The organism is Synechococcus sp. JA-2-3B'a(2-13), assembly GCF_000013225.1.
In the GTDB taxonomy this organism is placed as follows: Bacteria; Cyanobacteriota; Cyanobacteriia; order Thermostichales; family Thermostichaceae; genus Thermostichus.
Genome location: NC_007776.1, coordinates 2,942,006 through 2,968,295, shown reverse-complemented (window position 1 = coordinate 2,968,295; position 26,290 = coordinate 2,942,006). Strand labels below are relative to the sequence as shown.

At 59.5% G+C, this 26,290-nt stretch carries 23 protein-coding genes and 1 pseudogene; 14 read left to right on the top strand and 10 right to left on the bottom strand.

Annotated features, from left to right (window positions below):
• The 5 genes from CYB_RS13645 to CYB_RS13625 all read left to right on the top strand — a co-directional run bounded on the left by CYB_RS13645 (position 1) and on the right by CYB_RS13625 (position 6,668).
• The gene (locus CYB_RS13645) at positions 1-465 is read left to right on the top strand and encodes a cupin domain-containing protein (RefSeq protein WP_011434408.1); all 465 of its coding nucleotides are present in this window, start codon (positions 1-3) and stop codon (positions 463-465) included.
• 517 nt (positions 466-982) lie between these two features.
• Positions 983-2,656 carry a CocE/NonD family hydrolase gene (locus CYB_RS13640; protein WP_238376822.1) on the top strand — a complete coding sequence of 558 codons (1,674 nt, stop codon included), beginning with the start codon at positions 983-985 and terminating at the stop codon, positions 2,654-2,656.
• Between the two features lie 98 nt (positions 2,657-2,754).
• Positions 2,755-3,015, top strand: coding sequence for a DUF6761 family protein (locus CYB_RS13635; protein WP_011434405.1), 261 nt, complete (start codon positions 2,755-2,757; stop codon positions 3,013-3,015).
• A gap of 216 nt (positions 3,016-3,231) precedes the next feature.
• A complete protein-coding gene (locus CYB_RS13630) occupies positions 3,232-5,034 on the top strand; it encodes a glycosyltransferase family 39 protein (RefSeq protein ID WP_238376821.1) in 1,803 nt (600 codons plus the stop codon).
• Positions 5,035-5,210: 176 nt separating this feature from the next.
• Positions 5,211-6,668, top strand: a complete 1,458-nt coding sequence (locus tag CYB_RS13625; RefSeq protein WP_011434403.1) for a circularly permuted type 2 ATP-grasp protein — start codon at positions 5,211-5,213, stop codon at positions 6,666-6,668.
• Between the two features lie 21 nt (positions 6,669-6,689).
• Here the strand turns inward: CYB_RS13625 and CYB_RS13620 are convergent, their stop codons facing one another.
• From CYB_RS13620 to CYB_RS13600, 5 genes are all read right to left on the bottom strand, one after another.
• A complete protein-coding gene (locus tag CYB_RS13620; protein WP_011434402.1) occupies positions 6,690-7,250 on the bottom strand; it encodes a gamma carbonic anhydrase family protein in 561 nt (186 codons plus the stop codon).
• 16 nt (positions 7,251-7,266) lie between these two features.
• Positions 7,267-8,271, bottom strand: coding sequence for an alpha-E domain-containing protein (locus CYB_RS13615; RefSeq protein WP_011434401.1), 1,005 nt, complete (start codon positions 8,269-8,271; stop codon positions 7,267-7,269).
• The gene (locus CYB_RS13610; RefSeq protein WP_011434400.1) at positions 8,265-10,175 is read right to left on the bottom strand and encodes a hypothetical protein; all 1,911 of its coding nucleotides are present in this window, start codon (positions 10,173-10,175) and stop codon (positions 8,265-8,267) included. Before CYB_RS13610 ends, CYB_RS13615 begins: the two co-directional genes overlap by 7 nt.
• Complete coding sequence (gene moaC / locus CYB_RS13605; RefSeq protein WP_011434399.1) at positions 10,169-10,720, bottom strand: cyclic pyranopterin monophosphate synthase MoaC; 552 nt, start codon at positions 10,718-10,720, stop codon at positions 10,169-10,171. The genes CYB_RS13610 and moaC overlap by 7 nt, the downstream gene beginning before the upstream one ends.
• Before the next feature lie 92 nt (positions 10,721-10,812).
• Positions 10,813-11,304, bottom strand: coding sequence for a Tic20 family protein (locus tag CYB_RS13600; RefSeq protein ID WP_011434398.1), 492 nt, complete (start codon positions 11,302-11,304; stop codon positions 10,813-10,815).
• A gap of 312 nt (positions 11,305-11,616) precedes the next feature.
• Here CYB_RS13600 and CYB_RS13595 point away from each other — a divergent pair, with 312 nt between their 5' ends.
• The 3 genes from CYB_RS13595 (at position 11,617) to CYB_RS13585 (ending at position 14,919) form a co-directional block, all read left to right on the top strand.
• Positions 11,617-12,084, top strand: a complete 468-nt coding sequence (locus tag CYB_RS13595; protein WP_011434397.1) for a hypothetical protein — start codon at positions 11,617-11,619, stop codon at positions 12,082-12,084.
• Between the two features lie 272 nt (positions 12,085-12,356).
• Entirely contained in the window at positions 12,357-13,391 is a 1,035-nt protein-coding gene (gene hemH / locus CYB_RS13590; RefSeq protein ID WP_011434396.1) for a ferrochelatase, read from the top strand.
• Positions 13,392-13,536: 145 nt separating this feature from the next.
• Positions 13,537-14,919, top strand: a complete 1,383-nt coding sequence (locus tag CYB_RS13585) for a CCA tRNA nucleotidyltransferase (RefSeq protein ID WP_011434395.1) — start codon at positions 13,537-13,539, stop codon at positions 14,917-14,919.
• Here the strand turns inward: CYB_RS13585 and CYB_RS13580 are convergent.
• Entirely contained in the window at positions 14,916-15,659 is a 744-nt protein-coding gene (locus CYB_RS13580) for a response regulator (protein WP_011434394.1), read from the bottom strand. The two genes, CYB_RS13585 and CYB_RS13580, sit on opposite strands and share 4 nt — an antisense overlap.
• 374 nt (positions 15,660-16,033) lie before the next feature.
• Between CYB_RS13580 and CYB_RS13575 the strand changes: the two genes are divergently transcribed.
• The 5 genes and pseudogenes from CYB_RS13575 to CYB_RS15760 all read left to right on the top strand — a co-directional run.
• Positions 16,034-16,936, top strand: a complete 903-nt coding sequence (locus tag CYB_RS13575) for a 4-hydroxybenzoate solanesyltransferase (RefSeq protein ID WP_011434393.1) — start codon at positions 16,034-16,036, stop codon at positions 16,934-16,936.
• 180 nt (positions 16,937-17,116) lie between these two features.
• Complete coding sequence (locus CYB_RS13570; RefSeq protein WP_011434392.1) at positions 17,117-18,634, top strand: hypothetical protein; 1,518 nt, start codon at positions 17,117-17,119, stop codon at positions 18,632-18,634.
• A 136-nt stretch (positions 18,635-18,770) separates the two neighbouring features.
• On the top strand, positions 18,771-19,550 hold the full coding sequence (gene cysE, locus CYB_RS13565; RefSeq protein ID WP_011434391.1) for a serine O-acetyltransferase: 780 nt from the start codon (positions 18,771-18,773) through the stop codon (positions 19,548-19,550).
• Between the two features lie 152 nt (positions 19,551-19,702).
• Complete coding sequence (gene purH / locus CYB_RS13560; protein WP_011434390.1) at positions 19,703-21,436, top strand: bifunctional phosphoribosylaminoimidazolecarboxamide formyltransferase/IMP cyclohydrolase; 1,734 nt, start codon at positions 19,703-19,705, stop codon at positions 21,434-21,436.
• Positions 21,437-21,527: 91 nt separating this feature from the next.
• Positions 21,528-21,711: pseudogene (locus CYB_RS15760) on the top strand (hypothetical protein); the annotation flags it as partial.
• Between the two features lie 70 nt (positions 21,712-21,781).
• Here the strand turns inward: CYB_RS15760 and CYB_RS13555 are convergent.
• The 4 genes from CYB_RS13555 to CYB_RS13540 all read right to left on the bottom strand — a co-directional run bounded on the left by CYB_RS13555 (position 21,782) and on the right by CYB_RS13540 (position 24,644).
• Entirely contained in the window at positions 21,782-22,513 is a 732-nt protein-coding gene (locus CYB_RS13555; RefSeq protein ID WP_041436884.1) for a transporter substrate-binding domain-containing protein, read from the bottom strand.
• Positions 22,514-22,592: 79 nt separating this feature from the next.
• The gene (gene rplT / locus CYB_RS13550; protein WP_011434388.1) at positions 22,593-22,949 is read right to left on the bottom strand and encodes a 50S ribosomal protein L20; all 357 of its coding nucleotides are present in this window, start codon (positions 22,947-22,949) and stop codon (positions 22,593-22,595) included.
• Positions 22,950-23,082: 133 nt separating this feature from the next.
• Positions 23,083-23,283: a 50S ribosomal protein L35 gene (rpmI, locus tag CYB_RS13545; RefSeq protein ID WP_011434387.1), complete on the bottom strand. Its 201-nt coding sequence runs from the start codon at positions 23,281-23,283 to the stop codon at positions 23,083-23,085.
• A gap of 128 nt (positions 23,284-23,411) precedes the next feature.
• Positions 23,412-24,644, bottom strand: coding sequence for a class I SAM-dependent methyltransferase (locus CYB_RS13540; protein ID WP_011434386.1), 1,233 nt, complete (start codon positions 24,642-24,644; stop codon positions 23,412-23,414).
• A gap of 81 nt (positions 24,645-24,725) precedes the next feature.
• Between CYB_RS13540 and glcD the strand changes: the two genes are divergently transcribed.
• Positions 24,726-26,237, top strand: a complete 1,512-nt coding sequence (gene glcD, locus CYB_RS13535; protein WP_238376820.1) for a glycolate oxidase subunit GlcD — start codon at positions 24,726-24,728, stop codon at positions 26,235-26,237.
• The last annotated feature ends 53 nt before the right edge of the window (positions 26,238-26,290 follow it).

Below are 26,290 nucleotides of genomic sequence, written 5' to 3'. Positions count from 1 at the left end.
ATGCAAACGCTTTCCCGCTGCGTGATTCCAATTGTTAAAACCCCTGCCGATTATCAGGCTTTTCGCATCAGCCCCCACGATACCAATCGCCTGGCCATCGTGTTCGATCCTTCTCATGCTCAGATTTCTCTAACCTTTTGTGTGGAGATCTTCGATGAGGGAGGCAAAACCCCTCCAAATCGCCATCAAATGGCTGTGGAAATGTTTTTTGTTCTCAAGGGGGAAGGCCTGGCCATTTGCGATGGAAAAGCGGCCCCCATCAAAACTGGAGATAGCATTCTGGTACCGCCGACCGGTGTACATGAAATCCACAATACCGGCCCAGGCCGCCTCTACGCCCTCTGCTTCATGGTGCCCAACGAAGATTTTGCCGAGCTCATCCGCTCCGGCACTCCTGCGGACTTGGATGAGGAGGATTTGCAGGTGCTGTCGGGGGGCTGGAGAAGGGCATTTGCTGAGGCTTAGGCCTCAATGGCTCTGGGAGCTGTAGAGGTTGGAAGTCAGGGGTACTGATACATTCACGCTGAACTCTCCTGAACATGGTTCAGGAAAGAAGCGATCGCATCCTGCCTATCTCTGAGCAGGAAGGCGGTATCCCGCAAAGCCCTGAGGAATACCCCCCGAGCGCTTTCCCCCTTCACTTCCCGGCAACCGTTGCGGTGGACTCAAGGATCAGGGGGAAACTTGGTCTACTATATCCCTCTCAATGACTTTTGCCAAACCGCCTAAAGCTCAGTAAATTCAGCAAAGTTCAGGGTTTTGGGGGTTAGAGGCATGCTCCGACAAATCTTTTCCCAGGGTCTCTGTTTCCATAAATCCATAAAAGCCATAAAAGAGGGGTCTGGAGGGGGCTGCGTTTGCGCCAGCAGGCCGGAGATCAAGGGCAATACCAGGGAAGGGGCTCAAACTCTGGTGGGAGTTTCTCCCTCTCATAAGGGCTTCTGTTTTATCTTAGGAAGAATCCACCCAGGGATCCCTTAGGTTGTCCTTGGTTGGTATCCCTTTGGCAAGATCCGCTAGCCCAACCCAGGCCATGTTGCCCGTTCGCCCCCGCGAAACTGTTTCCATGTTCACCCGCGACGGGATCCAACTGGACGCGGATGTCTATCGCCCGCAAGGGGAGGGGAGCTACCCGGTTTTGCTGATGCGGCAGCCCTATGGGCGGGCCATTGCCTCGACGGTGGTGTATGCCCATCCCAGGTGGTATGCGGCCCAGGGGTACATTGTGGTCATCCAGGATGTGCGCGGACGGGGAACTTCCAAGGGATCCTTCTACCCTTTCCGCCATGAGGTGGAAGACGGGTTTGACGCCGTCAATTGGGCGGCTGCCTTGCCGGGGAGCAACGGCGTAGTGGGCATGTACGGCTTCTCTTATCAGGGCATGACCCAGCTGTATGCGGCTTCTACCCGTCCCAGCGCCTTGAAGGCCATCTGCCCGGCGATGCTGCCTTACGATCTCTATGCCGATGCCGCTTACCCAGGGGGGGCCTTTGCCTTCTACAACAACCTCAGTTGGGCCTTGCAACTGGAGACCGAAGGGGCGCGTCTCAGGGGGGATGCCAATGCCTACCAAGCGCTTTTGAAAGCTGCCCGCAATCTCCCCCTCTACGACCCTATCCCCCTCAAGCCGGGGGTGTTGCAGCAGTATGCCCCCCAATCCTATTACTTCGACTGGCTGGAGCACAGCGAGCCGGATGAATACTGGCGCAAGCTCTCTCCCCGTCTAGAGGTGGTGGATCTGCCGATGCTACACATTGCCGGCTGGTTTGACAGCTACCTGAGTGGTAGCCTGCGCCTCTACAAGGAAATGAGCGCCCGCAGCCAGAACCCTCAATACCTGATCATCGGCCCTTGGATCCATCTCCCTTGGGGGCGCAAAGTGGGGGCGTTGGACTTTGGCCCAGAGGCTGTCAGCCCCATCGATCGGCTGCAGGTGCGCTGGTTTGACCAGTTCCTCAAAGGCAAAGATACAGGGATCCTCCAGGAGCCGCCGGTACGCCTGTTCGAGATGGGATCCAACCGCTGGCGCGGCTTTGATGCTTGGCCTACCCCTGAGCCAAAAGCTTTTTACCTACACAGCACCGGCTTGGCTGCCCTTTCAGAAGCAGAGGGATCCCTTCGCCCTGAACCCTCGCCGACGCAACAATCGGATACCTTTGTTCACGATCCCTGGCGACCGGTGCCGGCCTTGGGGGGCCACCTAGTTCAGCCTGCCGGGCCGCAAGAGCGCTCCGCCCTCGACTGCCGCACCGATGTCCTGACCTATACCACTCCGCCGCTGCAAGCCGAGCTGGTTCTGGTCGGGGACATTGCTGTGGAGGTGTACGCGGAGGCCGACAGCCCCAGTTTCGATCTTTGCGCTGTGCTCTCGGTGGTAAGGCCCGATGGGCAGGTGTATAACTTTTCCCAAGGCTATTGTCGCCTACGGGATCCCCAGCCTGGTACCCCCATTCTGATTCCCTGTCAGCCCACCTGTATTCGCATTCCTTGCGGTCATGCTCTGCGCCTCAGCCTTAGCGCGGCTTGTTTTCCGGCCTATCCTGTCAACACAGGCACGGGAATGCGGGAAGAGCGGCTGATTGAGGCCCGCATTCTCACCATCACTCTCCACAGCGGCGGCGAGACGTCTTCGCGGCTGCACCTGCCCATGGCTTGAAGCCAAGAAGAGACCAAGCTTCGGGATCCCGTTCGCAATCCCCGCTTACAAAGAGACACCAAACGTTAGGATAGAAACAGGCAGGGCAAGGGAACACCATGTTGCAAGACCCAAAGTTGATCCGGCACTATCAGGCTTTGACCGATGCTCTGGTGGATACCTGGCAGCGGGGCTACCGGCGCACCGATGAGCTACGTCTGCTGGTGGATGGCTACCTGCTGGCCTTGCGAACTGGCAAACAATTGGAGCCCTTCGAGATCTATCGCATTGAGGACGAGGTCAACCGCTTCCTCTACGATCCGTCCAACTTCATAGATCCGGAATTGGAGCCAGAGGCGGAGCCGATGCGGGGTTATTGATTTTGTGAATCCCTGTTGGCGATCCCTAGAACAGGTGGGGCAAAGTTTTGATTCCAACCTTTTCTGATCTCTCCTCGCCCCTTGGGAGAAAGACTAGGGGGGAGGGCGCTGACTGAGTTCTGGTTTTGTCGAGCATCTTGCGCCTGGTAGGCTGAGAGGGATCGATTCGTTCCTGATTCCAGTCGTATCGGTTCTATGGCGGTTTGGGATAGGGTGATGACCTCCCGGCATCTGCCCCTGCTGGGATCCGGCTTGGGCTTGGGGGTAGCCCTGATCCTCTGGTACGGGGTGTTTGGCTACCACGTGCTGCAGATTGGCCTCTGGCTGCTGAGCATCCTGCTGGTGGGGTTGTATTGGGCGCAGTTTTCCCCGGCTCAACCCCCTTGGGATCCGACGCGGCTGCGCTGGCAACAGGAGCTGTTGCACCTGGGGCTGTTGGTGTTGGTCTTTGCCCCGATCTACCTCTGCGACCTGCCCAACATCCCTTTTCAGATCAATACTGACGAGATTGTGATCACCTCCATGGCCCGTCGCGCCTCAGGGGTGCGCTATCCCGATATCTTTGGGCTGATGCCGGAGTATTTCTATTTCCCCCGCTTCATGTTCAGCCTCTTCGGCGGCCTGACGCGGCTGATGGGGGGAGTCACGCTGCTCAATGTGCGCACGGTACATGCCGCCTTCGGGGTCGTCACCATTCTGGTGGCCTACGGGTTTTTTCGGGCATTTTGGGGATCCCGGCTGGCTTTGGCGGGGGCAGCCCTCTTGGGATCCAACCACGCCTTGCTGGGCATCAGCCGCATGGCCATGCGGGAAAACCTGATTGTGCTGGTAGAGTGTGCGGCCCTGGCCTTGCTCCTCAAGGGCGTGCGGGAAAAAAATCCCCTGTTGCTCTATCTGGGGGGAGGAGCGGCGGCTTTCTCCCTCTACGGCTATTTGCCGGGGCGGGTGGTGATCCTGCTGGGGTTGCTGTTTGGAGTTCTGTACCTGCTCCTGGGCCGGGAGGATCTCCGAGGAGAAAACAAGCAAGCTAATCCCCTCTGGGTCCTGGCTAAGCTGACGGTGCCCGCGGCGCTGGGCTTTTTTCTGGTGGCTGGGCCCATTCTGGTGGCCACGGTCACAGCACCTGCGGTGAGCGCCGAGTACTCTCGCCAACAATTTCTCTTTTTCCCGGAAGGGCGGGCGTTACAACAGATGTGGGTGAATGCGGCTACGCCAGAGGAGGCGGTCTGGCGCAACATCTTCAACGGCCTCAGCATGTTCAACGACCCCGGCCAGCACGACCGCGGCTACATCTATCCCAACTACGGCCATGCTTTTGTGGATCCCTTGACGGGGGCTTTGATCTGGCTGGGGCTGGGATCCGGCCTCTACCGCCTTTTCAAGAAGCGCAGCCAACCCCACGACTGGCTGTGTATCGGCAGTTTCCTGTTTCTTTACCTGCTGTTTAGCTTGGCCATCACCAAAGCCCCCAACTACACCCGCCTGCTGGTCATTCTGCCCTTTGTAGCCTATCTAACCTTGGAAGGGATCCAAGTGCTGGCAGGTCTCCTGGAACGCTGGGGATCCCGGGCCGGGAGTTGGCTGCCGGCGGCGGCGATGGCGGGGGCAATCCTGCTGATTGGGGGGTGGAACCTGGCCATTTTTGGAGACTTTGTCCACAAAGGCTGGACGCAGGGCAACGATGTGGGGGCTACCGGGCGCTATGTGGCAGCTCGCCAAGGGGATCCCGACTACCGCTTCTATCTGGCCGCCAGCACTGCCTACCCCTATTTCGGCTGGGGGGAACCCCACTATTGGCAAAGCTGGATCCAATTTTTTGCCGGACGGGAACAAAAGGTAGCGGTGTTTTCCCCTGAGGTGTTGCCCATCCAGGCGCTGGAGCCACCGTTTACCCTGTTCATGAACGAGTGGGTATGGGATCAGCAGGGGGCAGAGCTGCAACGGCGCTTTCCCAAGGGGCAGTTGCATCGGATCCCTGCCGAGCGGGGGCTATGGGCCTTTGAGGTGGTGGATCCCTAGAGCTCCCCCCTGGTTTGGCCAACCCACTGTTCGCGGGACGGAGTCCTTTCGCGTCAGCGGGACGGAGTCCTTTCTTTTTACCAGGCTAAAAGTAGCTGAAAGCACACTATGCAGATCCAGAGCCGCCAACAGTAGAAGAAGTAGAAGAAGATGATAGCGTTCCAGGGATCCCAGACGTGCGTTTTGATGCCTACGACCCGGGCGAGGGGTTTTACGACGAGCTGTTTTTGGGGCGTAACCAGCCCCGTCCTGAGGCGATCCCGCTGATTGAGCGCATTCATTCTCTGGAAGAAGGGGAACTGCAGCAGCGGCAAGCGGCAGCACAGGCGGCCCTCTTTCAGATGGGGGTGACCTTCAACGTCTATGGCGATAGCCAGGGCACGGAGCGAATTTTCCCCTTTGACATCATTCCCCGCATCGTCTCGGCTTCCGAGTGGCAGCGGCTGGAGAAGGGTCTCAAGCAGCGCATCCACGCCCTCAACCTGTTCATCGACGATGTCTATCACGACCAGAAGATCCTTAAGGATGGGGTGATCCCTGCCGAGCTGATCGAAACGGCCAAGGGATTTCTGCGGCCCTGTGTGGGGCTCAACCCGCCGGGGAGAATTTGGTGCCACGTCACCGGCACCGACCTGGTGCGGGATCGGGACGGGACTTGGTACGTGTTGGAAGATAACCTGCGCTGTCCGTCGGGAATCTCTTATGTGCTGGAAAATCGGCGGGTGATGAAAAGCACCTTTCCCTCCCTGTTCAACACCATGGGGATCCGCCCGGTGGACGACTACCCTAGCCATTTGTTGGATACTCTGCTTAACCTGGTGCCGCACCTAGCCAACCCAACGGTGGTGGTGCTCACCCCCGGCATCTACAACTCCGCCTACTTCGAGCATTCTTTCCTCGCCCAGCAGATGGGGGTGGAGCTGGTGGAAGGGCGGGATCTGGTGGTGGCCGATGGCTATTTGCAAATGCGCACCACCAAAGGGCTGCAGCGGGTGGATGTGATCTACCGCCGCATCGACGATGACTTCATCGATCCCCTTGCTTTTCGCCCTGATTCCCTCTTGGGGGTACCCGGCCTGTTTGAGGTCTACCGGTCGGGGCGGCTGGCGATTGCCAACGCTTTGGGAACAGGGGTGGCGGACGACAAGGTGATCTACGCCTATGTGCCCCAGATGATCCGCTACTATCTGGGAGAGGAAGCCATTTTGCCCAACGTGCCCACCTACCTCTGCTGGGATCCCAAGGATCAGGCGTATGTGCTGGAGAACCTCGACAAGCTGGTGGTGAAGGCAGCCAACGAGTCAGGCGGCTATGGCATGCTGATGGGATCCCAGGCCACACCGGAAGAGCGGTCTGCTTTTGCCGAGAAAATCCGCGCCCAGCCGCGCAACTACATCGCCCAACCCACCCTGTGCCTTTCTCGCGTGCCCACCTTGGTGGATCGGGGAGAAGGCCCCTGTCTGGAGCCCTGTCATGTGGACTTGCGGCCCTACATCCTCTATGGCAAGGACATTTATGTTCACCCAGGGGGGCTGACCCGCGTCGCCCTCAAGAAGGGATCTCTGGTGGTGAACTCCTCCCAGGGGGGCGGCAGCAAAGATACCTGGGTGCTCTGCGCGGATCCCGGCTGTTGAGAGACGGCTTGCAAAATAGGTTCAGAGCCGCTCGCCCGAACCTCTGCTCCACCGGCCAAAGCGGCTGGCATGCTGAAGCGCCAAATCCACGTAGTGCTGGGCGTGAAGGCGCAGTTGCTTGACCTCTTCCTCGGTGAGGGTGCGGATAACCTTGGCCGGGATCCCCGCCGCCAAAGAGTGGGGTGGCACAGACCGGGTGACCACCGCTCCAGCTCCCACCATGCTGCCTGCCCCGATGGTGACCCCGTTCAAGATAATGGCCCCAATCCCGATCAGACATCCCCCCTCGATGTGGGCACTGTGGATGACCGCTCGATGGCCTACGGTCACTTCCTCGCCAACCAGGGTCGGCTGTCCGGGATCCCCGTGCAGGATGGCTCCATCTTGGATGTTGCTGCGGCGGCCAATCACAATGGGCGAGAGATCCCCGCGCAGGATAGCCCCGTACCAGATGCTCACCGCTTCCGAAAGATGGACATCGCCGATCAGTATGGCATTGGCGGCAATAAAGGCTGCCTCATCTACTCCCGTCGGCTGCCGATCCAGCCCAATTGGCCAGGTGTCCTGTTTTTCTCGTTGCATTCAGAGTCGAGGCCGTTCATGTCAGTTGGGCTTGACGTTGAGAGAGTAGAGAGGATTCAGACGGTTGCAAGGGGCGAGTGGCAAAGAAAGTTTCGTAGATGCAATCGCCAACGTGGTTCATTTGTAGCTGCAATTTGTCGAGAAACTCATGTAAGCCCTGCTCCATAATGTCGTCGATGGTCAGGTAGTCCAGCTCAGAACGCAGGCGGCCCAAAGCTCGCTCGCTGGGATCCCGCCAGGTATCGGCTGGGGTGCCGGTGATCTGGTGCAGGGATCGATCCGCATGAATAAGACAAAACTGAATGGAGCGGGGAAATTGCCGATCCAAAATCAGGAAAGAGGCCACCTCCCTGGGATTGATGCGGTGCTGGCGGCTGTATTTCCGGTACATTTCATAAGCACTGGCCGACTTCAGCAAGGCGATCCACTGCAGCTCATCCAAAGCCGTACCCACATACTGCAGAGAGGGCAGCAAGATAAAATACTTAACGTCCAAAATGCGCGCCGTTTTGTCTGCCCGCTCCAAAAGACGGCCAATCTGGCCAAAATGCCATCCTTCCCCATGGGTCATGGTGGCATCCATCACCCCGGCGAATAGGTGACTGGCCAGCTTCACTTCCGTGAAAAAATCGTGGAGCTGACTCAGGTGGGGGCCTTGCTGAGCCGCTTCTTTGACCATCAAATAAAAGCGGTTGACCCGCTCCCACATTTCTGAAGAAATGACCTCCCGCACAGAACGGGCATTTTCCCGCGCCAGCCGCAAACAGGAAAGGATGGAGTTGGGGTAATCCCTATCAAAAGCCAGGAACTGGATGACCGTTTCTTGGGTTGCCTGGCCATAGCGTTGGTAAAACAGCTCCTGATCCCCGGTGGTGTAGACGATGGGATCCCACTGCTGAGCGGGACCGCTGGGCAAGTCTAGGATGAGGTTGAGATTGACATCGATGAAGCGGGCGATGTTCTCGGCGCGCTCCACGTAGCGGTTGAGCCAGTAGATGGAATCGGCCACGCGACTCAGCATGCTGTTACCTCCTCTGGAGTTTCTTGTCTCCGCGCTCCGTTCAAATTCAATAAACGAAGCAGCCGCCGCAGCTTCACCAGCAGCACCCCCGTCAGGCCGGTCAAGATCCACCCCATCCACTCGGCTGCAGTACCCAGATAGCGCACCTGCACGCGATGATCCCCCGGTGGGATCCGCACCTGCAACAGCCCCACTCCGCTGTGCTCAGCAGACGTGAGGCGACCATCCACCTGTACCCACCAAGCAGGGTAGTAAAAAGTGCGCAGGACTACCCATTGATCCTGATCGGTGGGGTTAACGGCCCGAAAACGACGGTAGCCATAGCGCCACTGCTCCACTTCCAACAGTGGCTCCAGATCGCTTTGTTCTCGTCCAAAGTTCACCATGTCGCCTTGCCACCGCAGCAGCGGATCCACCTCTGGGGGCGGCATGGGCAGCGTTGCCTGGCGAGGTCGGTACTCCAGCACATCCACCAGCGCCAGCCCGTCGGGAAAGCGCCAGTGCATGTGGAGAAAAGCAATGCCCGGTCGCTCCTGGGGCTCGTTGGGAAATGGCTTGGCGGCAGACAGCTCTTGAAAAGTCTGGATGGTTTGCGGGTCAAACCAGGCTCTGGACAAGACCTGCCAGCCCTGCCAGCTTTGTATCCCCATTGCCAGACCTATCCCCACAATCAAGAGGATCCTCCAGCCCTTTTGCCCCCACCCCCAGGCGGCCAGGGATCCCAACAGCCAGGGCACCGTTACTGATGTCACCGCCATCCAGCGCCAAGAAAACTGAATGCGGCGCAGGGGCAAAACCCACTCGTAGAGCCAACCCAGCAGATCCGTCATCATCAGCAAGGCCACCAAGCTGGCCCCCAAGCTGTAGAGCAGGATGGCTTTGGCCAGGGGAGCATGGGATCCCAAGGCATCAAAGGACTCCGTCTCGCCAGCACGAACGGAATGGATCGGGGTCATCCCCCTTGTCCTGCGGGCCAGCCATTCCCAGAAAACCAGGATCCCAGCACCCAAGACAACGGCCACCATCCAGATCCAGTACCCCACCAGGCCGCTTTCAAACCAGTGCTGCGTCAGTTGCGGCTGGAGCCGGGTTAGCCCACTCAGCATCAGGCGATGTTGGGGCATGTACTCTTCGACAAAATTCACCAACTCCACCTGGATGAGGCGCTGATCCCAAAAGGCTGGCAGCAGATAAAACGCCGTCCACCCCAGCCCCAGCCCAAACCCCAAGTAGCAGCGCCCCACCCTGGGCCAGAGGGGATCCCGACGGCTCAGCACCCACAGCAGGGGCAGCCAAGTTAGCGTAAAGACCAGCAAAGTGGGCAAGTGAGATAGGGCCAACAGGCCGTAGCTAATGGCTAAGGCCACAATCGGCCAAAGGGACTGGGGCCGGCAGATCACCTGGACTGAGGCCCAGAAAATCCAGGGAGAGACAGCAATGGCCCACACTTCCCCCATTGCCCCCCGTTGGTAAATATCCACCAGCCAATAGGGGCCGGCCATACCCGCCAGAGCCAAAACCAGAGCCCAAGCCCAGGGGATGAGTTGCCGGAGAAGGGCATACAGCCCTGCGCCAAAGACTGCCATCGCCAAGCCCATGCTGGCCACCAAAGAGGTGGGCATGTCCAGCTCCAGCAGGCGAAACGGCAGAGGGGCCACCATGCACAGAGGGGGGTAAAAGGCAAAGGTGGGATTGCCGTAGCCGAAGTTGGAATACTCCAGCCAGCGGGGGTAAAACTGCCCGCCGAAAAACTGTCGTTGATACTGAAAGGCCCAACTGAGGTTGAAGTGAGTGGAGTGAGTCATGGGATAGCCCTGGCGCAGCATGGGCCAGAGCAGCACCCCAATGCCCACCAACAACCCTAGCCCAACACCCCTCTCTGGTTGTTGCAAAGCTTTCAGCATTTCTCGGCGTTATCCCGATCCTCTGCCTCGAAAGGCCCAGACTTCCCCCCATACTTGCGCAGCAGCCGGATGTGTTCGATCACCATCGTCTTCTCCAAGGCCTTGGCCATGTCGTATAGGGTGAGGGCAGCCACGGAAACAGCCGTCAGAGCCTCCATCTCCACCCCTGTTTGGGCGTTGGTTTTTACTGTAGCGGTGATCAGAAAGCCGGGCAGATGGGGATCCGGATTCAGATCCACGGTGACGCTGCTCAAGGGGAGAGGATGACACAGCGGGATCAGATCGGCGGTGCGCTTGGCAGCCATGATCCCGGCCAGCCGGGCTGTTTCCACCACATTCCCTTTGGGCCCTTGACCGGCCAGAATAGCCTGCAAAGTCGTTTCTGACATGCGTACCTGTCCTTGGGCAGTGGCCAAGCGGGCAACCATGGGCTTGTGTCCCACTTCCACCATTTGTGCTCGGCCAGAGGCGTCCAGGTGGGTGAGGGCTTGCCCAACAAAGGACTCTGTCCTGCTGGCGCGACTAGAACTCGAATCCGATGGCACCCCGGCCTCCCACAATCCTTGAGAGCTGAAGAGTTGGCTTAGGCTCCGATGAGGTCGGCAAATCGGCAACCAGACCCGCAGGGACTTGACAACTAGTAGCGAATCCAGGCATAGGCGGCATCGGAGAGCACCGGCACCTCGGCGTAGTGGCCGCGAATGTTTTGCACCCAGGCGTAGACGGTGATGGCAATCACCCCCAAGAGAGCCGTGGTGGCCAAAATGCTGACCATCGCTGCCAGGCCAAGGCTGCCAAAGAGCATGCCGAACACCTGCATCAGCACCTGCACCAAGAACAAGGCAATGTTGAGCAACAGCGCCTGGATGGTGTTGAAGCGAACAAAATGGGCTACGCGGGTGTTGCGGATCACCAGGAACAGCAGAGCCAAAAACACCCCCATTCCCAGCCAGCCCGTGGCCAGGGGCACCAGACGAAATAGGGGCGCAAAAATGGGGATCAGCCCTGGCAAAGATTGAAACAGCCCAGAGGGCAAAAAGCCCAAGGGCAGAGCCGATACCAAAGGCAGAAGGTAGGGAAGGGATCCCCACAGCCGATTGATGGGAGTGATGTCGCCGCGCCAGGTCATAATCCGTCGATCCCTATTAGGTGCAGTGGTCATTGAAGTGAAGTTTGCTTGTCGGTGCGCTTCCAGGATCCTCACCAGCTAAAGATTCAGAGAGAGAAAGCAACACCCAAGCCTTGGGCTTATTGTAGTCGATGGATTTGGGTGGCTCAACGCGCTTGGCCGCAAGCTGGCTTCTGCTTTCCAGTGAGCAGAAAAACTCGAGGCCAAAACGTTCAGAGTGAGCGCTCCGATGAATCCAGGCTGATATAATCAACGGCAAATTCTGGCTGCATCACCGGTTTTTCAGGTTCTCTACATTTTTCAGCTTCCACCATGAAGATTTCATTGTCTCCCGCTGCTGGCGTTGTCGGAGCTTTCCTCTGGCAAGTTTGGTCTGGGCTCATTGGTTTTCTCAACGACCGTCTGTTGCCGGAGCGCTATCACATTCGGCCCGAAGCTTTGCCGGAGTGGATTGCCCAGGTGTGGGCAGGCTATCTGCGCTATCGGGAAGCCTCTCGTCCGGGGGCAATCCAGTTTCGCGGCTTGACGGTGGATCCCAGCCGAGATCTGCGCTCAGCTCACCTCGGATCCCGTCCGCTCCGCTACCGCGGCTGCCCCATGGAGACGGTTGCCCGCTCTGGGGATCCCTCTCCTGCCGTCCAACCCATCCCTGAAAAGGCTTTTGTGCCCCCCTACTGGAAACTCCTCAATACGCTGCGCTTGAAGTTGAGCCTGGCCGATATTGATCGCTACCCCGTCACTCCGGCCCTGCAGCGGGTTTACCGAGGTCGAGAGTTTTAACACCGCTCTGCTGCTCTGCACGACAGTGGAGTTTTAAGGCTGGGGATCCCTGCAGTGGGCGGGGATCCCTTTTTGGACTTTGTTCGCGACAGCGGGACGGAGTCCCCAGATCGGACTTGTGGGTTTGGGTGAGATTGCGATCGGGTGGTTTCTCCTGGGGTGAGGGGAAAGCTGAGAAAGACTGCAAAAAAACTTAAGGTCACTTTCCCGCTGTGGGATAGTGGATAAAGAAGAACATGGTGCTCCGCACCGCCAACGCGATGAGCCTTGTTATGTCCAAAAGCGGCGTGCTCCTACTGAACTTGGGGGGGCCAGAGACCCAGGCCGATGTGCAGCCCTTTCTTTACAATCTGTTTGCCGATCCCGAGCTGATCCGGCTGCCGTTTCCCTTCTTGCAGCGGGCCTTCGCCTGGGCCATCTCCACACTGCGGGCCGAAAAATCCCGCCGCAACTACGCGGCCATTGGGGGGGGATCCCCCTTGCGGCGCATTACTGCTGAGCAAGCGCGAGAACTGCAGGCCCACCTGGTGGCTGAGGGCTATGACGTGCCGGTGTATGTTGCCATGCGCTACTGGCATCCGTTGATCGAGTCGGTGGTGCAGCAGATCAAGTCGGATGGGATCACCCGCTTGGTGGTGCTGCCGCTCTACCCGCAGTATTCCATCAGCACGACGGGATCCAGCTTTAAGCTGCTGGATCGGCTCTGGGCTGAAGATCCGGAGCTGGCATGCATCGAGCGCCGCCAGATCTGCTCCTGGTACGATCAGCCTCAGTACGTGCAGGCGATGGCCAGAGCAATTCGGGAACAGTTGGATGGATTTGCCGAGCCCGAAGGGGTGCATGTGCTGTTCAGCGCCCACGGCATTCCCGAAAGCTATGTCACCGAGGCCGGGGATCCCTACCAACGGGAAATGGAAGCCTGCGTGCGGCTGATCTGGAAGCAGGTGGGACGCCCCAATGACCACACCCTCTCCTATCAAAGCCGGGTGGGTTCGGTGCGGTGGCTGCAACCCTATACCGAACGGGTCATCCTGGAGTTGGGATCCCGAGGTGTGAAGCAGTTGCTGGTGGTGCCGATTAGCTTTGTGTCGGAGCACATCGAGACCCTGCAGGAGATCGACATCGAGTATCGGGAGCTGGCCCATCGAGCTGGGATTGCCGATTTTCGCCGTGTGCCCGCCTTGAATGCCGACCCTCTGTTCATTGCCGGCTTGGCGGCGCTGGTGCGGCCTCATCTGCTCACTCCGGGCTTGGCAGCTCCTGCCTTTGTCCCTGCTGCTGTGGGCAGCTCGCTGCTGGAGCGGTAGGGAAGAACGCCAGGCATTTCATTGTTGCTCTGCTCATTGTTGCTCTGCAACGCTGACGCGACCAGACGAGGACGCTGACTTCATACCCCCAGAAGCGTTCTCCTACCACCCCAGGTGTCTCATCTTCATGGAGTTTTGACTGGGAATGACCCTAAGCCCGAGCGAAGCCTTGCTGACGAAGTGGCTGCTGACCTATTTTTACCAACGGCTGCCTTTCCCCCAAGAGTGGCTGCCGCAGAAAAGCTATTGGGTAGGGGGATCCCTGCGGGATGCTTACCTGGCTTGGCTGCAGGGCCGTGCTGCTGGGGATCCCGCTCGCGACGGTGGGATGGAGTCCTCAGCGTCGGTGGATTTGGACCTGATGTGCGCTGTGGATCCCGTGGGCTGGGCAGCGGCAGTGGCACGGCGGTTGGGGGCGGGCTTTGTGGTGTTGGATCCCGAACGGCAGATTGCCCGCATTGTGTTGGCAAAGTTGACCGTGGACGTGGGGCTGCAGGCGGGATCCACCCCTGAGGAGGATCTGAGGCAGCGGGACTTCACCTGCAATGCCCTGGCCTTGGATCTGCAAAGGGAGCAACTGCTGGATCCCACAGGCGGACAAGCCGATATTCGCCAGAGCCGGATGCGCATGGTACACCCCGACAACCTCAGTGCTGATCCGGTGCGGCTGTTGCGGGGTTATCGACAGGCGGCTCAGCTGGGGTTTGGGCTGGATCCAGCTACGCAAGAGGCGATCCGGGAGCGGGCTCCCCTTTTGGCGAATGTGGCGGCAGAACGGGTGCGGGCAGAGATAGTGGCCCTGTTGGAGGCAGGGATCCCAGGGCTGGCTCACCTACAGGCGGCGGTGGCGGCGGGGTTGCTGCAGGCTTGGCTGCCCCACCTGAAGCCGGAAAGTCCGGGCTTCCCTCAAGCTCAGGCCGTGTGGGAGTGGGCCGGGCGCTGGCGACCGCTCTATCCCCGCACGCTGGCAGAGCTGGCCCAGCCCTTGACATCCTCACGCGAAGGGCGCGGCAGGCTGTTGGCAGTGGTGCTGGCGGCCTTGTTGTGGGATCCAGCGGGAACTGAGGACTCTGTCTTGCTGACGCGAACGGCAGAAAGGGTGGAAACCGAGCTGGAGCGGCTGCGCTTCAGCCGAGCGGAAATGCGGGCCATCCAAAAGCTACACCATCTTCTGCCTCAGCTTCAGCTTCTCCTGACGGACTCCCCCACCCCTGCGCAACAGTGGCGGCTTTATCAACAGGCGGGATCCCTGTTCGGTGGCCTGGCGCTGTTGGCGGTGGCTACGGGCGGCGACCCTCAAAAGCTGGAGTCTTGGCTCAAACGCTACGAAGACCCCCAGGATCCCCTGGCCCATCTGGTGCCCCTGCTGGATGGCCGCGATCTGCTGCACAGCTTGGGGGCCAAACCCGGCCCCTGGGTAGGCCAGTTGCTGCAAGACCTCCAGGAGGCGCAGGCTTGGGGGCAGATTCAAACTCGTGCCGAGGCGCTCTCTTTTGCCCGCCGGTGGCGTGGCCAGCAAAAAGACTAGCCGAAGCGATAGCCGAAGCCGCGCACCGTCACCAAATACTCTGGGTTACTGGGATCCAGCTCCAATTTTTCCCGCAGCCAGCGGATATGTACATCGACGGTCTTGCTGTCGCCCATGAAGTCGGATCCCCAGATGCGCTCCAGAAGCTGTTCCCGCGTCCAAACGCGGCGGGGATTGGACATAAACAGCTCCAACAGGCGAAATTCCTTGGGGGAAAAACTCACCTCAACGCCCCGCACCAACACGCGGCACTCCTGGGTAAACATACACAGATCCCCGTAACGGAGCACCGTGGCATCGCTGGCTTGGGCCAGTTGTTGCCGGCGCAACACCGAGCGACAGCGGGCGATCAGCTCCCGCATGCCGAAGGGCTTGGTCAGATAATCGTCGGCCCCCAGTTCCAAGCCCACCACGCGGTCGGTTTCGCTACTTTTGGCCGTCAACATCAAGATGGGAATCGTGTTGCCCTCCCTGCGCAGCAGCCTGCACAGATCCAGACCGTTCAAGCTGGGCAACATCAAATCCAAGATCATCAAATCCAGCCGCTCAACCGTATGCACCATCTCAAGGGCTTGCCGACCATCAGCGGCTTGTAAAACCTGATACCCCTGCTCTTCTAAAGCCAGGGCAACCGTTTCCCGAATGGCATCCTCGTCATCCACCACCAGCAGGGTCTCCAGATGGGGAGCAGCTTCCTTGGCTTGAGGAAGTGAACCAGTCATGGAGAGGGTTGCTTCCATACAGAACTCCGTTGCGCCTGCACGCAAGTGCTCCGCACCGCCGTCACGAACGCGGAAGCGTCACGTAGCGATAACAGCCTCACAGGGTGAGAAGGGCAAGTGCCGCCACCTTCAACAGCAGCCCCCCGATAGGATATCAAACTTCCAGGGCAGGCCAATAAAGAGAACAGGGGCGGACTGACTTGCACAGGGCCTTGAGACGGCGAATGGAACCGAAAGGATTCCAAAAACCTGCAATTCAGGATGATTGATTTAAGATCTCTAATGTGGAGCCGCCCCTACCCACGCCTCATGGTGCTCTGCACCCCTCCCGCGAACGGCAACTCACGCTTTAAGGACTCCGTCCCGCTGTCGCGATTGGCCGGAAACCGGTTATGTCTGCTTCCCCTTCTGCACTCTGGGCCACTGGCGGAGCCATTCTGCGGCTGTTGCGCTGGCATAAGCCGGCAGGGCGATTGATTTTGATGATCCCGGCGCTGTGGGGAGCTTTTTTGGCCGGACGGGGAACGCCCCCTTGGCCGTTGGTCGGGATCATCATTTTGGGCAGCCTGGCTGCCAGTGGGGCAGGCTGTGTCATCAACGATCTTTGGGATCGAGATTTGGATCCGCTGGTGGAGCGCACCCGCCATCGCCCGTTGGCCAGCCGGGAGTTGACCGTTGGCGTCGGGATCCTGATGGCGGTGGTGAGTTTGGCCTGTGCGGCAGGGCTGGCGCTGTTTCTCAACCCGGTTAGCTTTGCCCTCTGTGTGGCGGCGGTGCCGGTAATTCTGCTCTATCCAGGGGCCAAGCGGGTGTTTCCGGTGCCGCAGTTGGTGCTGGCTCTGGCGTGGGGATTTGCCGTGCTCATCAGTTGGACGGCGGTGAGCGGCCAAGATGCCAACACCCCCCTGTGGGAAGAGGGGCTGGGCTGGCTGTGGCTGGCCACGGTGTTGTGGACACTGGGATTTGATACCGTCTATGCTCTTGCGGATCGGGAGGACGATGAGCGGGCCGGGATCCATTCCAGCGCCCGTTTTTTCGGGCAGCGGACGCCGACGGCAGTAGGGCTATTTTTTTTGGGCACTGCCATCGCGCTGTTGGGGGTAGGCCTCAGCCTACGGTTGCATGGAGTTTATTTTGTCAGCTTGGCCATCGTCACTGTCCTCTGGGGCCGGCAAACCTGGCAGCTCCACCAAAGGAATGCCTCTCCCACCTTGTACCTGGCCATCTTCGGCCAAAATGTGGTGCAAGGGTTTATTCTGCTGGCGGGGATGATCGGCGGGTCCCTGCTGGCCTGAGGGATCCCCTGGCCTCTCGCATGGCCAGATGCCTCTCTGAAGAACGCCTTGCCCCTCAACCGACGCTGGGGCTGCCTCTTTGGGAAGGGATCCCGACAAATCTCCGGACTGGCAGGAATCGACCCAGGGCCATGGGCAAACGGTAGAATGAGACGATTAATTGCAGGATCCCAGCCTCCGATGGCCCCACTGAGCAGCGGTGAGCCTCCCTATGACATTCTTATTCTCTCAAACGGCCCTGGAGAGCTGACCACCTGGGTGCGTCCGGTGGTGATGGAATTGCGCCAGCAACTGCCTCAGGCACGCCTCTCCCTGGTGCTGTCCCCCTGCCCCCATGCTTCCGGGCAAGAGATGAAGATAGCGCAAGCGTTCGTCGACGTGGATCGGGTGCAGGATCCCGATTTTTTTCTGGCTTTTTTGCTTACCGGCCAAACCGAAGAAGCCTGGGATTGGGCCAAGCGAGGGGTGGTGCTGTTTCTGGGGGGGGATCAGTTTTTTGCCGTCTGGATTGCTCGCCGCTTGCGCTATCGGCTGGTGGTCTATGCTGAGCATCAACCCCGTTGGCGGCCTTGGGTACATGCTTTCGCCGTGCGAACCGAGGCAATCAAACGCCGCTACGATGGCGGACGGCTGCTGGGCCACCCTTGGGCCCACAAAATGCACGTTGTCGGGGATTTGATGGCGGATGGCGTAGCCAGCGCTGTCTATTTGCCGGGGGTGCCCCTTTCCGGCTGGCTTGGCAGCAGATCTCCTGCCGCTGCCTCCAAACCCACGGCAGGCTTTTCTTCCCCAACCCAAGCCTTTGGCCTGCTCCAAGATGCATCTCCCAGCTCCATCGGCGAGGGGGAGCCTGTAAGAACTGCGCCAGAGAGAGTGGGGAACCGCTTCACCGATCGCGTAAGCGGGCCGGAGGCCTTTGAAGAATTGCTACCGCGCGGCTGGCAGCGTCTGAGCGATGAGAACCGCACCCACTATCAGGTGGGGCTGCTCCCAGGCTCCAAGCCAGCCAAGCTCTCCTTGGGGGTGCCATTGGTGTTGGCTGTGGCCGATGAGCTGCGACAGATGCTGCCGAATGTCCGCTTTGTGATCCCGGTGGCCCCAGGACAAACCCCCCAGTCGTTGGCAGCCTATGCCCATCCCAAGCTCAATCCCGATATGGCTTTGATCTATGGCACCTCAGCCATTCTGGAGCAGACCAATCTGGGATCCCAGTTTGTTACCCCCTTTGGCAGCACGGTGCAATTGTGGACAAGCTTCCCTGCCTATTCTGTGCTGGCCAACTGTGATCTCTGTCTGACCACCATTGGCGCCAACACCGCCGAGCTGGCCTATTTGGGGGTGCCGATGGTTGTGGTGATCCCTACCAACAAGCTGGAGGCAATGCGCGCCTGGGATGGGATTCTTGGCCTGTTGACCCGCCTTCCAGGCTTGGGCACTTGGCTGGCCCGCGCCGTCAACAGAATTGCTCTGCGTTGGCTAGGTCACTTGGCTTGGCCGAACATCTGGGCAGGGCGAGAGGTGGTACCGGAGTTGCGGGGCCACTTGCGCCCGGTGGCCGTGGCCGCACAAATGCGAGTTCTGTTGGAAGATCCCCAGCGCCGTCAGCAAATGCAGACAGAACTGCAGTGGCTGGGGGGAAGGCCGGGAGCCGCGCAAGCCATTGGAGAACTGGTGGCTCAGCAGTTGAGTAAAGGCTAGGGCAGAAGGCAATTTGCTTGAGCTCGACCCAGTGGAGAGTTGCGCGAGGAGCTCCCTTGGCGCGATTGGAGATCTCTCCTTGCTGCCGGCAAAAAGTGCTAAAAGGGGAGTGGAGGTTCCTAAACGGAGACCATTCATGCTGACGGAGGCCGAGCAGTCGGCGGTGGAAAGCCCCAAAACGGGGATTCCTCCTAGCGATCCGGAGCCAAAACTGGGGTTCTGGCAGCAATTTTGGGAGGATGTTGATTGTGTCTTCGATCGGGATCCGGCAGCACGCAATCGCTGGGAGGTCATCTTCACTTATCCCGGTGTGCATGCTCTGTTTTTGCACCGCATCGCCCACTGGCTGTGGAAACGGCGCTGGTTTTTCCTAGCGCGGCTGCTCAGCTTCTTGGCTCGTTCTTTCACATTGATTGAAATCCACCCGGCAGCCAAGATTGGGCGGCGCTTTTTCATTGACCACGGCTGTGGGGTGGTGATCGGTGAGACGGCAGAAATTGGCGATGATGTTACCCTCTACCACGGGGTCACCTTGGGGGGTACTTCCTGGAGCAAGGGCAAACGTCATCCCACCCTGGAAAACGGGGTGATTGTCGGCACGGGGGCAAAGATTCTGGGGCCGGTTCGCATTGGGGAAAAAGCTCGTATCGGAGCCAACGCGGTCGTGATTCAGGATGTAGCTCCCGGCATGACGGTGGTTGGGATCCCAGGCCGTGCGGTCATCCCGCCCCATCAGCGCCGCATCCCCGCCCATGGCATTGACCTGGATCACCATCTCATGCCTGACCCAGTGGGACGGGCTATCGAACAGTTGCTGCACCGTATCCAAGATCTGGAAGCCCAGGTGGCCCGCCTTAACCGGGAGCGGGAACAGGTCCGGCAGGATCAGGTGAGAGGCGAAGCAGAATATTCCTGATCCGTCCTGCTGATGCGAACGATCTGAAGATTTGTCTGAACCAGGTGGCTGGACAAGAGGGTCCAGCTTTCGGGGTATGCTGTGAGAGCGCTGGGCTGGGTATCCCGGCCAGCTTTTTCCTCTGGGCCCTTCTCTACTGGATAACGCCTCCAATGCCCCTTGCTACTGCGCAACGCTGTCGCGAACAGGATTCTGTACCGTTGGCTTTGTTGAGTGTATCCGACAAAACCGGACTGATCCCGCTGGCCCAGTCCCTCGTGCAAGAGCATGGCTTTCAACTGCTCAGCAGTGGGGGAACCGCCAAGGCGCTCTCAGAAGCTGGGATCCCGGTCACCCCTGTCTCTGCCCACACTGGCGCGCCGGAAATCTTGGGGGGAAGGGTGAAGACGCTGCACCCCCGCATCCACGGCGGCATTTTGGCCCGCCTGGAATGCAGCGAAGACCGGGCAGACCTAGAGGCGCTGGGGATCCCTCCCATCCAACTGGTGGTGGTCAACTTCTACCCTTTTGAACAGACAGTGGCCCAGGCAGGAGTGTCTCTGGAGGAAGCTTTTGAGCAGATCGATATCGGCGGGCCCACTTTGGCGCGGGCGGCAGCCAAAAATTATCCCTACGTTACGGTGCTGACGGATCCCAGCCAATACCCTCGGTATTTGCAACTGCTCTCCGGGGCCTATGGGGAAACAGAGCGGCTGGCGTTTCGCTTCCAGTGTGCTCGTCGGGCCTTTGAGCAGGTGCTGGCCTACGACCGCGCCATCGTCACCTACCTGGCTCGCCTGGAGCTAGCAGGTCCCTCCCAGTCCTCCGCAGCTGCCGCTGAAGACAGGTTTCAACTGCAAGGGATCCTGTGGCAACGCCTGCGCTACGGGGAAAATCCCCATCAAGCTGCCACTTGGTATGTGACGGATCCGGCTGCCCCCGGCTGGCACCGGGCTAAGCAGTTGCAGGGGAAGGAGCTGAGCTACAACAACCTGCTGGATCTGGAGGCGGCCCGTGCCCTGGCGGCAGAGTTAACCTTGTTACTCCGCAATGCTGATGCGACGCGGCCCACTGACGGGAAGGGCTCTGTGTCTTCTGGCTCTGCTCGGAGGGAGTTCTTGCAACCTGAACAAGCGGTGGCGGTGGTGGTTAAGCACAACAACCCCTGCGGGGTGGCCATTCGCCCATCGCCGGCTGCCGCCCTCGAGGCTGCCCTGGCTGCTGATCCAGTTTCGGCCTTTGGGGGCATCGTCGCCCTCAACCAACCCTTGGACGCAGAGACCGCCCGACGGCTGGTGGAGCCTTTTTTGGAGTGTGTGGTGGCTCCCGATTGCACTCCAGAAGCGGCTGAGCTACTGTCAGTCAAAAAGAACTTGCGGGTCTTGATCTTGCCGGACTTGTGTGTGGGGCCTGCCCAAACAATCCGCACCCTGGCCGGGGGCTTTCTGGTGCAAGACGCCGATTCACCTGTTGCTCTGCAACGCTGTCGCGACCAGGAACCGACGCAAACCGACAGCCCCCCTTCTTGGCAAGTGGTCACCCAGCGCCAGCCCACACCGGAGGAGTGGGCGGATCTGGAATTTGCCTGGATAGTCTGCAAACATGTGAAATCCAACGCCATTGTCGTCGCCAAGCAGAGGCAGACGCTCGGCGTCGGAGCCGGACAAATGAATCGGGTGGGAGCAGCGGAGATCGCTCTCCAGCAGGCGGGATCCCAAGCAGCAGGAGCTGTTTTGGCCAGCGATGGCTTCTTCCCCTTTGCCGACAGCGTGGAGATGGCTGCCCAAGCAGGGATCCGCGCCATCATCCAGCCGGGGGGGAGCATCCGCGATGCCGATTCCATTGCTGCTGCCAACGCTGCCGGTATTGCCATGGTTTGCACCGGCATACGTCACTTTCTGCACTGAGCCCGCCTTTCTGCTCAAGAGAGAAATCTTCCCAAGAGCATGACTCTAGTCAATAATAAGCTCAACTATACTGAAAATAATGTATAGTATGTTCAGTACGGATTACTACCAGTTGATCTTTCTGTTTACTTTCGAGTCTGCCAACATGGTAGCCAAAGCAAAGCAGAAAATTGGTAGTAAGACGACACGGAAACTGCGCTTTGGGTATTCTACTCAAAGCTTTGCGGGATACCGCCATTCTGGTTGGAAACAAACAGAATGCTATCGCTGCATAGTTGAACAGTGATGTTCAGCAGTGTTCAGCGTAAATGTATCAGAGACAAAGAGTAGCAAGTATCCTCAACTTTAGGGCAACCCCCAGGCTCTGGCCCGCTCTGCCAGCCAGCCCTCAGCCCGCAAATTCTCCAGTTCTCGGCGCACCCGCAGCCGCAATTCGGCGTGCTGCAGCCCCTTGGGCATGGCAATGCCCAGCCCCACCGTTGCCAAGGGGGATCCCAGAAATTGAAACTGTTGCTCCGCAGCGCTTTCGCGACGGGGATGCTCTGCTAGCCACCCTGCCAGCACCGAGCGATCTGCTGCCCACCCCTGCACCGCCCCTTTCAGGAGCAGTTCCGCCCCTTCTCGGTAGGAATCGACAGGCACCAACTCCACCCCTGGCAGGTATCGATTCAGCAGGGGAATGGCGCTGGAACCGCGCAAGACTGCAACGCGACCGCCCCGCAAGTCCGACCAGCTTTCCCAGTTGTGGGAACGAGCCACAACCAAGCTGGGGCCATCCTGATAGTAAGCAGAAGTGAACTCCACCTGGCGCGCCCGATCCGGGGTAATGCCGATCTGAGCAATGGCCAAATCCACCTGGCCGTCAGCCAGCACCTGCAGCCGCTCTACATTCGAGACCGGCACCAACTCCACAGCCTCTGCCGAGCCCAACAGCCGGGATCCCAGCTCACAAGCCAGCTCGATCTCAAACCCCTGCAGATCCCCTTGGGGAGTGCGAAACCCCAGCGGCCTCAAGTTGTCTTTTACGGCAACGCGCAGCCGTCCAGAATCCACAATCTCCGGCCAAGGACGAGCCACAGTAGGGATCCCTCTCCCCAGGCAGGCGAGGGCCAGAATGGCTGCCAGGAAGGACTTCTGGATAGCCGTCGGAACCTCCTCAGGAGGCGCGAGACTGGCGCGCTGCCTCCACCACCTGGGTAAAGGCCTCTGGATCCAGGAAAGCCAAGCGGGCCAACATTTTGCGGTTGAGCTGGATATTGGCTTTTTTGAGACCATCGATGAACTCGTGGTAACGCAGGCCCTGGGCACGGGTGGCCGCGTTGATGCGGGTAATCCATAGGCGACGAAAATCCCGCTTCTTGCGGCGGCGATCCCGGTAGGCGCTGCGCAAAGCCTTCATCACCTGCTGGTTGGCGGTGCGGAACAGCTTTGAACCAGCTCCCCGAAAGCCTTTGGCCAGCTTGAGGATCTTTTTGCGGCGCTTGCGGGCGACATTGCCCCGTTTGACTCTCATGGCAGTAACTCAATAGGAACTTGAACAAACTCAAACTGAAGGGTAGAAGCACTCCGTCCTGCTAACGGGATCGGAACTGCTGTCGCCAATGCCAGCCCCTGAAATCTTCTTGCCGGCGCGAGCGGGATCCCGGCTAGTGGGTGTTGGGCAACATCAGGCGCACATTGACCACATCCCGCTTGTCCACCAGGGCCACACCGGCCAATTTGCGTTTGCGCTTGCTGGTTTTGTGCTCCAGCAAGTGGTTGTGCCCGGCCCTGCGACGCATAAACTTGCCGCTGCCGGTCAGGCGGAAGCGCTTGGCTGCTGCCTTGCGGGTTTTGATTTTGGGCATGATGACAACCCCAGAATATGCGGGGCCAGAGCTAAAGGTCACAGCTTTCTAGGATAAGCCATAGAAGAACAAGAGGGCAAATGCCAAGGTTCGTCCCGCTGAGGCAAGGGAAAGGGGTCGAGAAACTCTCAGGAGACTGAGTTTTGAGGCTCCAGCAGCAGCACTTGCCAGCGCAGCAAGCGTTGCAGTTGCTCAAAGCTCAGGGGGCACTCTAGGCCAGCCTGGATCTCTTGGACGGTGCGGATCCCGTCCACCTGTTGGAGAAAGGCGAAGGCTTCTTCGCTCAGGGAGATGGCTTCGTAAGCATAGTTGAAAATGCTCCGCCCCGGCCACAGGCCCAGACAGGGGCTGAGGTGGGCAATGGTTGATGCTACACTTTCCGGGCTTGTCCATTCCCAGCAGCGGATGGGGGGCTTGCCGAGAAACAGCTCGTAGTGGGCTACCACCGGATCCAGCAGCTCGATCAGGCGATAGCGTTCCGGTTCCGGCAGCTGAGCCGCCTGAGCCAGCAGGGCCTCGTCCTGGCCCAACACCCGTTCCAGCCGCCAAAACTCCGGGTTGGAAAAGCGCAGAAACTGCAGTCCGGAAGCCCGGATTAATTCAAACAGAGTCTCGATGGTGTAGTCCACTTCCTGGGGGTGCAGGTACATATCGGCGAAGCATTCGTCGTCCACGTTCTCGATGGCCCAGCGGGCCCGTTCTTGCTGCTGGATGCGGTTGGTTTCCGGCAAGATCTCGAAAAGGCGGCGGCCCACCTGGAGACCCCTCTGCAATTGCTCCGCCGAGGCAAGGGTCTGGTGTTCAGAACCCGTTACCAGCAGGCGGATGGCCTTTTGCATGAGGCGGATTTCGTGGCGGCCCAGCTCACCATACACAAACAGGTGCAAGAGCCCGCCGGGAGCCAATTTGCCGGCCAAAGCCTGCAGCCCCGCTAGCGGATCGGGCAGGTGGTGGAGCACGCCCACGCAGTTGATGAAGTCAAACTGCCCCGGCAGCTGGTCGATGTCGTAGACGTTGAGCTGGCGAAACTGCACCGGCGGTGCCTGGGAAGCCCGACAACGGGCCTCGGCGATTTCCAGGGCGCGGCTGCTCAGATCAAAGGCCCAGATTTCTGCGTTGGGGTTTTGGTGGGCAATGTATTCCGTTCCCACTCCCGAGCCACAGCCGGCATCCAGAATGCGCACCTTGCGCCGACCCGGATGGGATCCCGTACAAAAGGCATGGGCCTGGGGCCAGCTCCAGCGCCAATTCCACCCTGGCGGGGGAACAGTGCCGACGGGCTGCGGGGGGAAGGGGTAGAGCTCGTAGAGCTGCCGCACTTGGTTGAGGACTTGTTCGGCGCTGGGGGAGTTGGGCTGCATGGGCTATCTGTTGGCTGGCTCGGTTACCAGCAAGACTATAGTGACAATATCCCTCCTAAAGCTCCTGCTGGGCCCACTGTCATGAAAGTGCTCCGCACTGCCAGCGCAAAAACTTCTTCTCATCCTCTGCAAACTGGCCTCACCTTCGACTGGATCAGGCTGACGGCTGAGCTCAAAAAGATTCTGGATCCCCAGCGGGTGATCAGCAAGCCGGAGGAGCTGCTGGTTTACGAATGCGATGGGCTGGTCAGCTACCGGCAAAGGCCGGCGCTGGTGGTGCTGCCCCGCACAACAGAAGAGGTGGCGCAGGTGGTGAAGCTGTGCAGCCGCTACGGGGTGCCCTTCGTGGCGCGGGGATCCGGTACGGGCCTCTCAGGGGGAGCCCTGCCGGTGGAAAATAGCGTCGTCATCGCCACCACCCTGATGAAGCAGATCCTGGAAATCGACCTGGACAACCGCTGCATGGTGGTGCAGCCGGGGGTTATTAACACTTGGATTACCCAGGCCGTGGCCGCCCAAGGCTACTTTTATGCGCCGGATCCCTCTAGCCAGTCGGTTTGCTCCATCGGAGGTAATGTGGCGGAGAACTCCGGCGGTGTCCACTGCCTCAAGTACGGCGTAACAGCCAACCACATTCTCGGCCTGACGGTGGTGCTGCCGGATGGGGAGGTGGTGTGCTGGGGAGGCAAGATCTCGGAGATGCCCGGCTACGACTGGGTGGGGCTGTTTGTGGGATCCGAGGGCACCCTGGGCATTGCCACCGAGATTACCCTGCGCTTGCTCAAGGCCCCGGCTCAAGTGCAGGTTTTGCTGGCAGACTTTGACAGTGTGGAAGCGGCGGGATCCACCGTCTCCGACATCATTGCTGCCGGGATCATCCCCGCCGGCCTGGAGATTATGGACAACTTCAGCATCAATGCCGTGGAGGATGTGGTGCAGTTGGGCTACTATCCGCGGGATGCGGCGGCCATTTTGTTGGTGGAGGTGGATGGGCTGGAACTGGAGGTGGAAGAAGCCAGCCAACAGGTGAGGGCGCTGTGCTTCAAAAATGGGGCGCGACAGGTGCAAGTCGCATCCGACCCGGAAGAGCGGGCGCGGGTGTGGAAAGGACGTAAGGCAGCATTTGCCGCCATGGGCAAGCTCAGCCCCAACTACTATGTTCAGGATGGGGTGATCCCCCGCAGCCAGCTAGCCTTTGTCTTGAAGGAAATCGAGCGCCTCAGCCGTGAGTACGGTTATCCGGTGGCCAATGTGTTTCACGCTGGCGACGGCAATCTGCACCCCTTGATCCTCTACGACGAGTCGGTGCCGGGATCCCTGGAGCAGGTGGAGAAACTGGGGGGCGAGATCCTTAAGCTCTGCGTGCGCTTGGGGGGCAGCATCTCCGGCGAACATGGCATCGGAGCAGACAAACGCTGCTACATGCCGGAAATGTTTACGCCTGCGGATCTGGAGAGCATGCAATGGGTGCGGCAGGTGTTCGACCCCCAGCACATCGCCAACCCCGGCAAGATCTTTCCCACCCCCCGCACCTGCGGTGAGTCAGCCCACGCCCACAGCCAACCAGAATGGCAAGGGATCCCAGTCTTTTGATTTTGAAAGTTTGAAGGTGCTCCGAACCGCTGGCGTGATGGGAATAGCCCTCA

Coding starts and splice junctions, on each gene's coding strand:
- CYB_RS13645 (WP_011434408.1), top strand. CDS start 1: ATGCAAACGCTTTCCCGCTGCGTGATTCCAATTGTTAAAACCCCTGCC.
- CYB_RS13635 (WP_011434405.1), top strand. CDS start 2,755: ATGTTGCAAGACCCAAAGTTGATCCGGCACTATCAGGCTTTGACCGAT.
- CYB_RS13630 (WP_238376821.1), top strand. CDS start 3,232: ATGACCTCCCGGCATCTGCCCCTGCTGGGATCCGGCTTGGGCTTGGGG.
- CYB_RS13620 (WP_011434402.1), bottom strand. CDS start 7,250: ATGCAACGAGAAAAACAGGACACCTGGCCAATTGGGCTGGATCGGCAG.
- CYB_RS13615 (WP_011434401.1), bottom strand. CDS start 8,271: ATGCTGAGTCGCGTGGCCGATTCCATCTACTGGCTCAACCGCTACGTG.
- CYB_RS13610 (WP_011434400.1), bottom strand. CDS start 10,175: ATGCTGAAAGCTTTGCAACAACCAGAGAGGGGTGTTGGGCTAGGGTTG.
- CYB_RS13600 (WP_011434398.1), bottom strand. CDS start 11,304: ATGACCTGGCGCGGCGACATCACTCCCATCAATCGGCTGTGGGGATCC.
- CYB_RS13595 (WP_011434397.1), top strand. CDS start 11,617: ATGAAGATTTCATTGTCTCCCGCTGCTGGCGTTGTCGGAGCTTTCCTC.
- hemH (WP_011434396.1), top strand. CDS start 12,357: ATGTCCAAAAGCGGCGTGCTCCTACTGAACTTGGGGGGGCCAGAGACC.
- CYB_RS13585 (WP_011434395.1), top strand. CDS start 13,537: ATGACCCTAAGCCCGAGCGAAGCCTTGCTGACGAAGTGGCTGCTGACC.
- CYB_RS13580 (WP_011434394.1), bottom strand. CDS start 15,659: ATGGAAGCAACCCTCTCCATGACTGGTTCACTTCCTCAAGCCAAGGAA.
- CYB_RS13575 (WP_011434393.1), top strand. CDS start 16,034: ATGTCTGCTTCCCCTTCTGCACTCTGGGCCACTGGCGGAGCCATTCTG.
- CYB_RS13570 (WP_011434392.1), top strand. CDS start 17,117: ATGGCCCCACTGAGCAGCGGTGAGCCTCCCTATGACATTCTTATTCTC.
- cysE (WP_011434391.1), top strand. CDS start 18,771: ATGCTGACGGAGGCCGAGCAGTCGGCGGTGGAAAGCCCCAAAACGGGG.
- purH (WP_011434390.1), top strand. CDS start 19,703: ATGCCCCTTGCTACTGCGCAACGCTGTCGCGAACAGGATTCTGTACCG.
- rplT (WP_011434388.1), bottom strand. CDS start 22,949: ATGAGAGTCAAACGGGGCAATGTCGCCCGCAAGCGCCGCAAAAAGATC.
- rpmI (WP_011434387.1), bottom strand. CDS start 23,283: ATGCCCAAAATCAAAACCCGCAAGGCAGCAGCCAAGCGCTTCCGCCTG.
- CYB_RS13540 (WP_011434386.1), bottom strand. CDS start 24,644: ATGCAGCCCAACTCCCCCAGCGCCGAACAAGTCCTCAACCAAGTGCGG.
- glcD (WP_238376820.1), top strand. CDS start 24,726: ATGAAAGTGCTCCGCACTGCCAGCGCAAAAACTTCTTCTCATCCTCTG.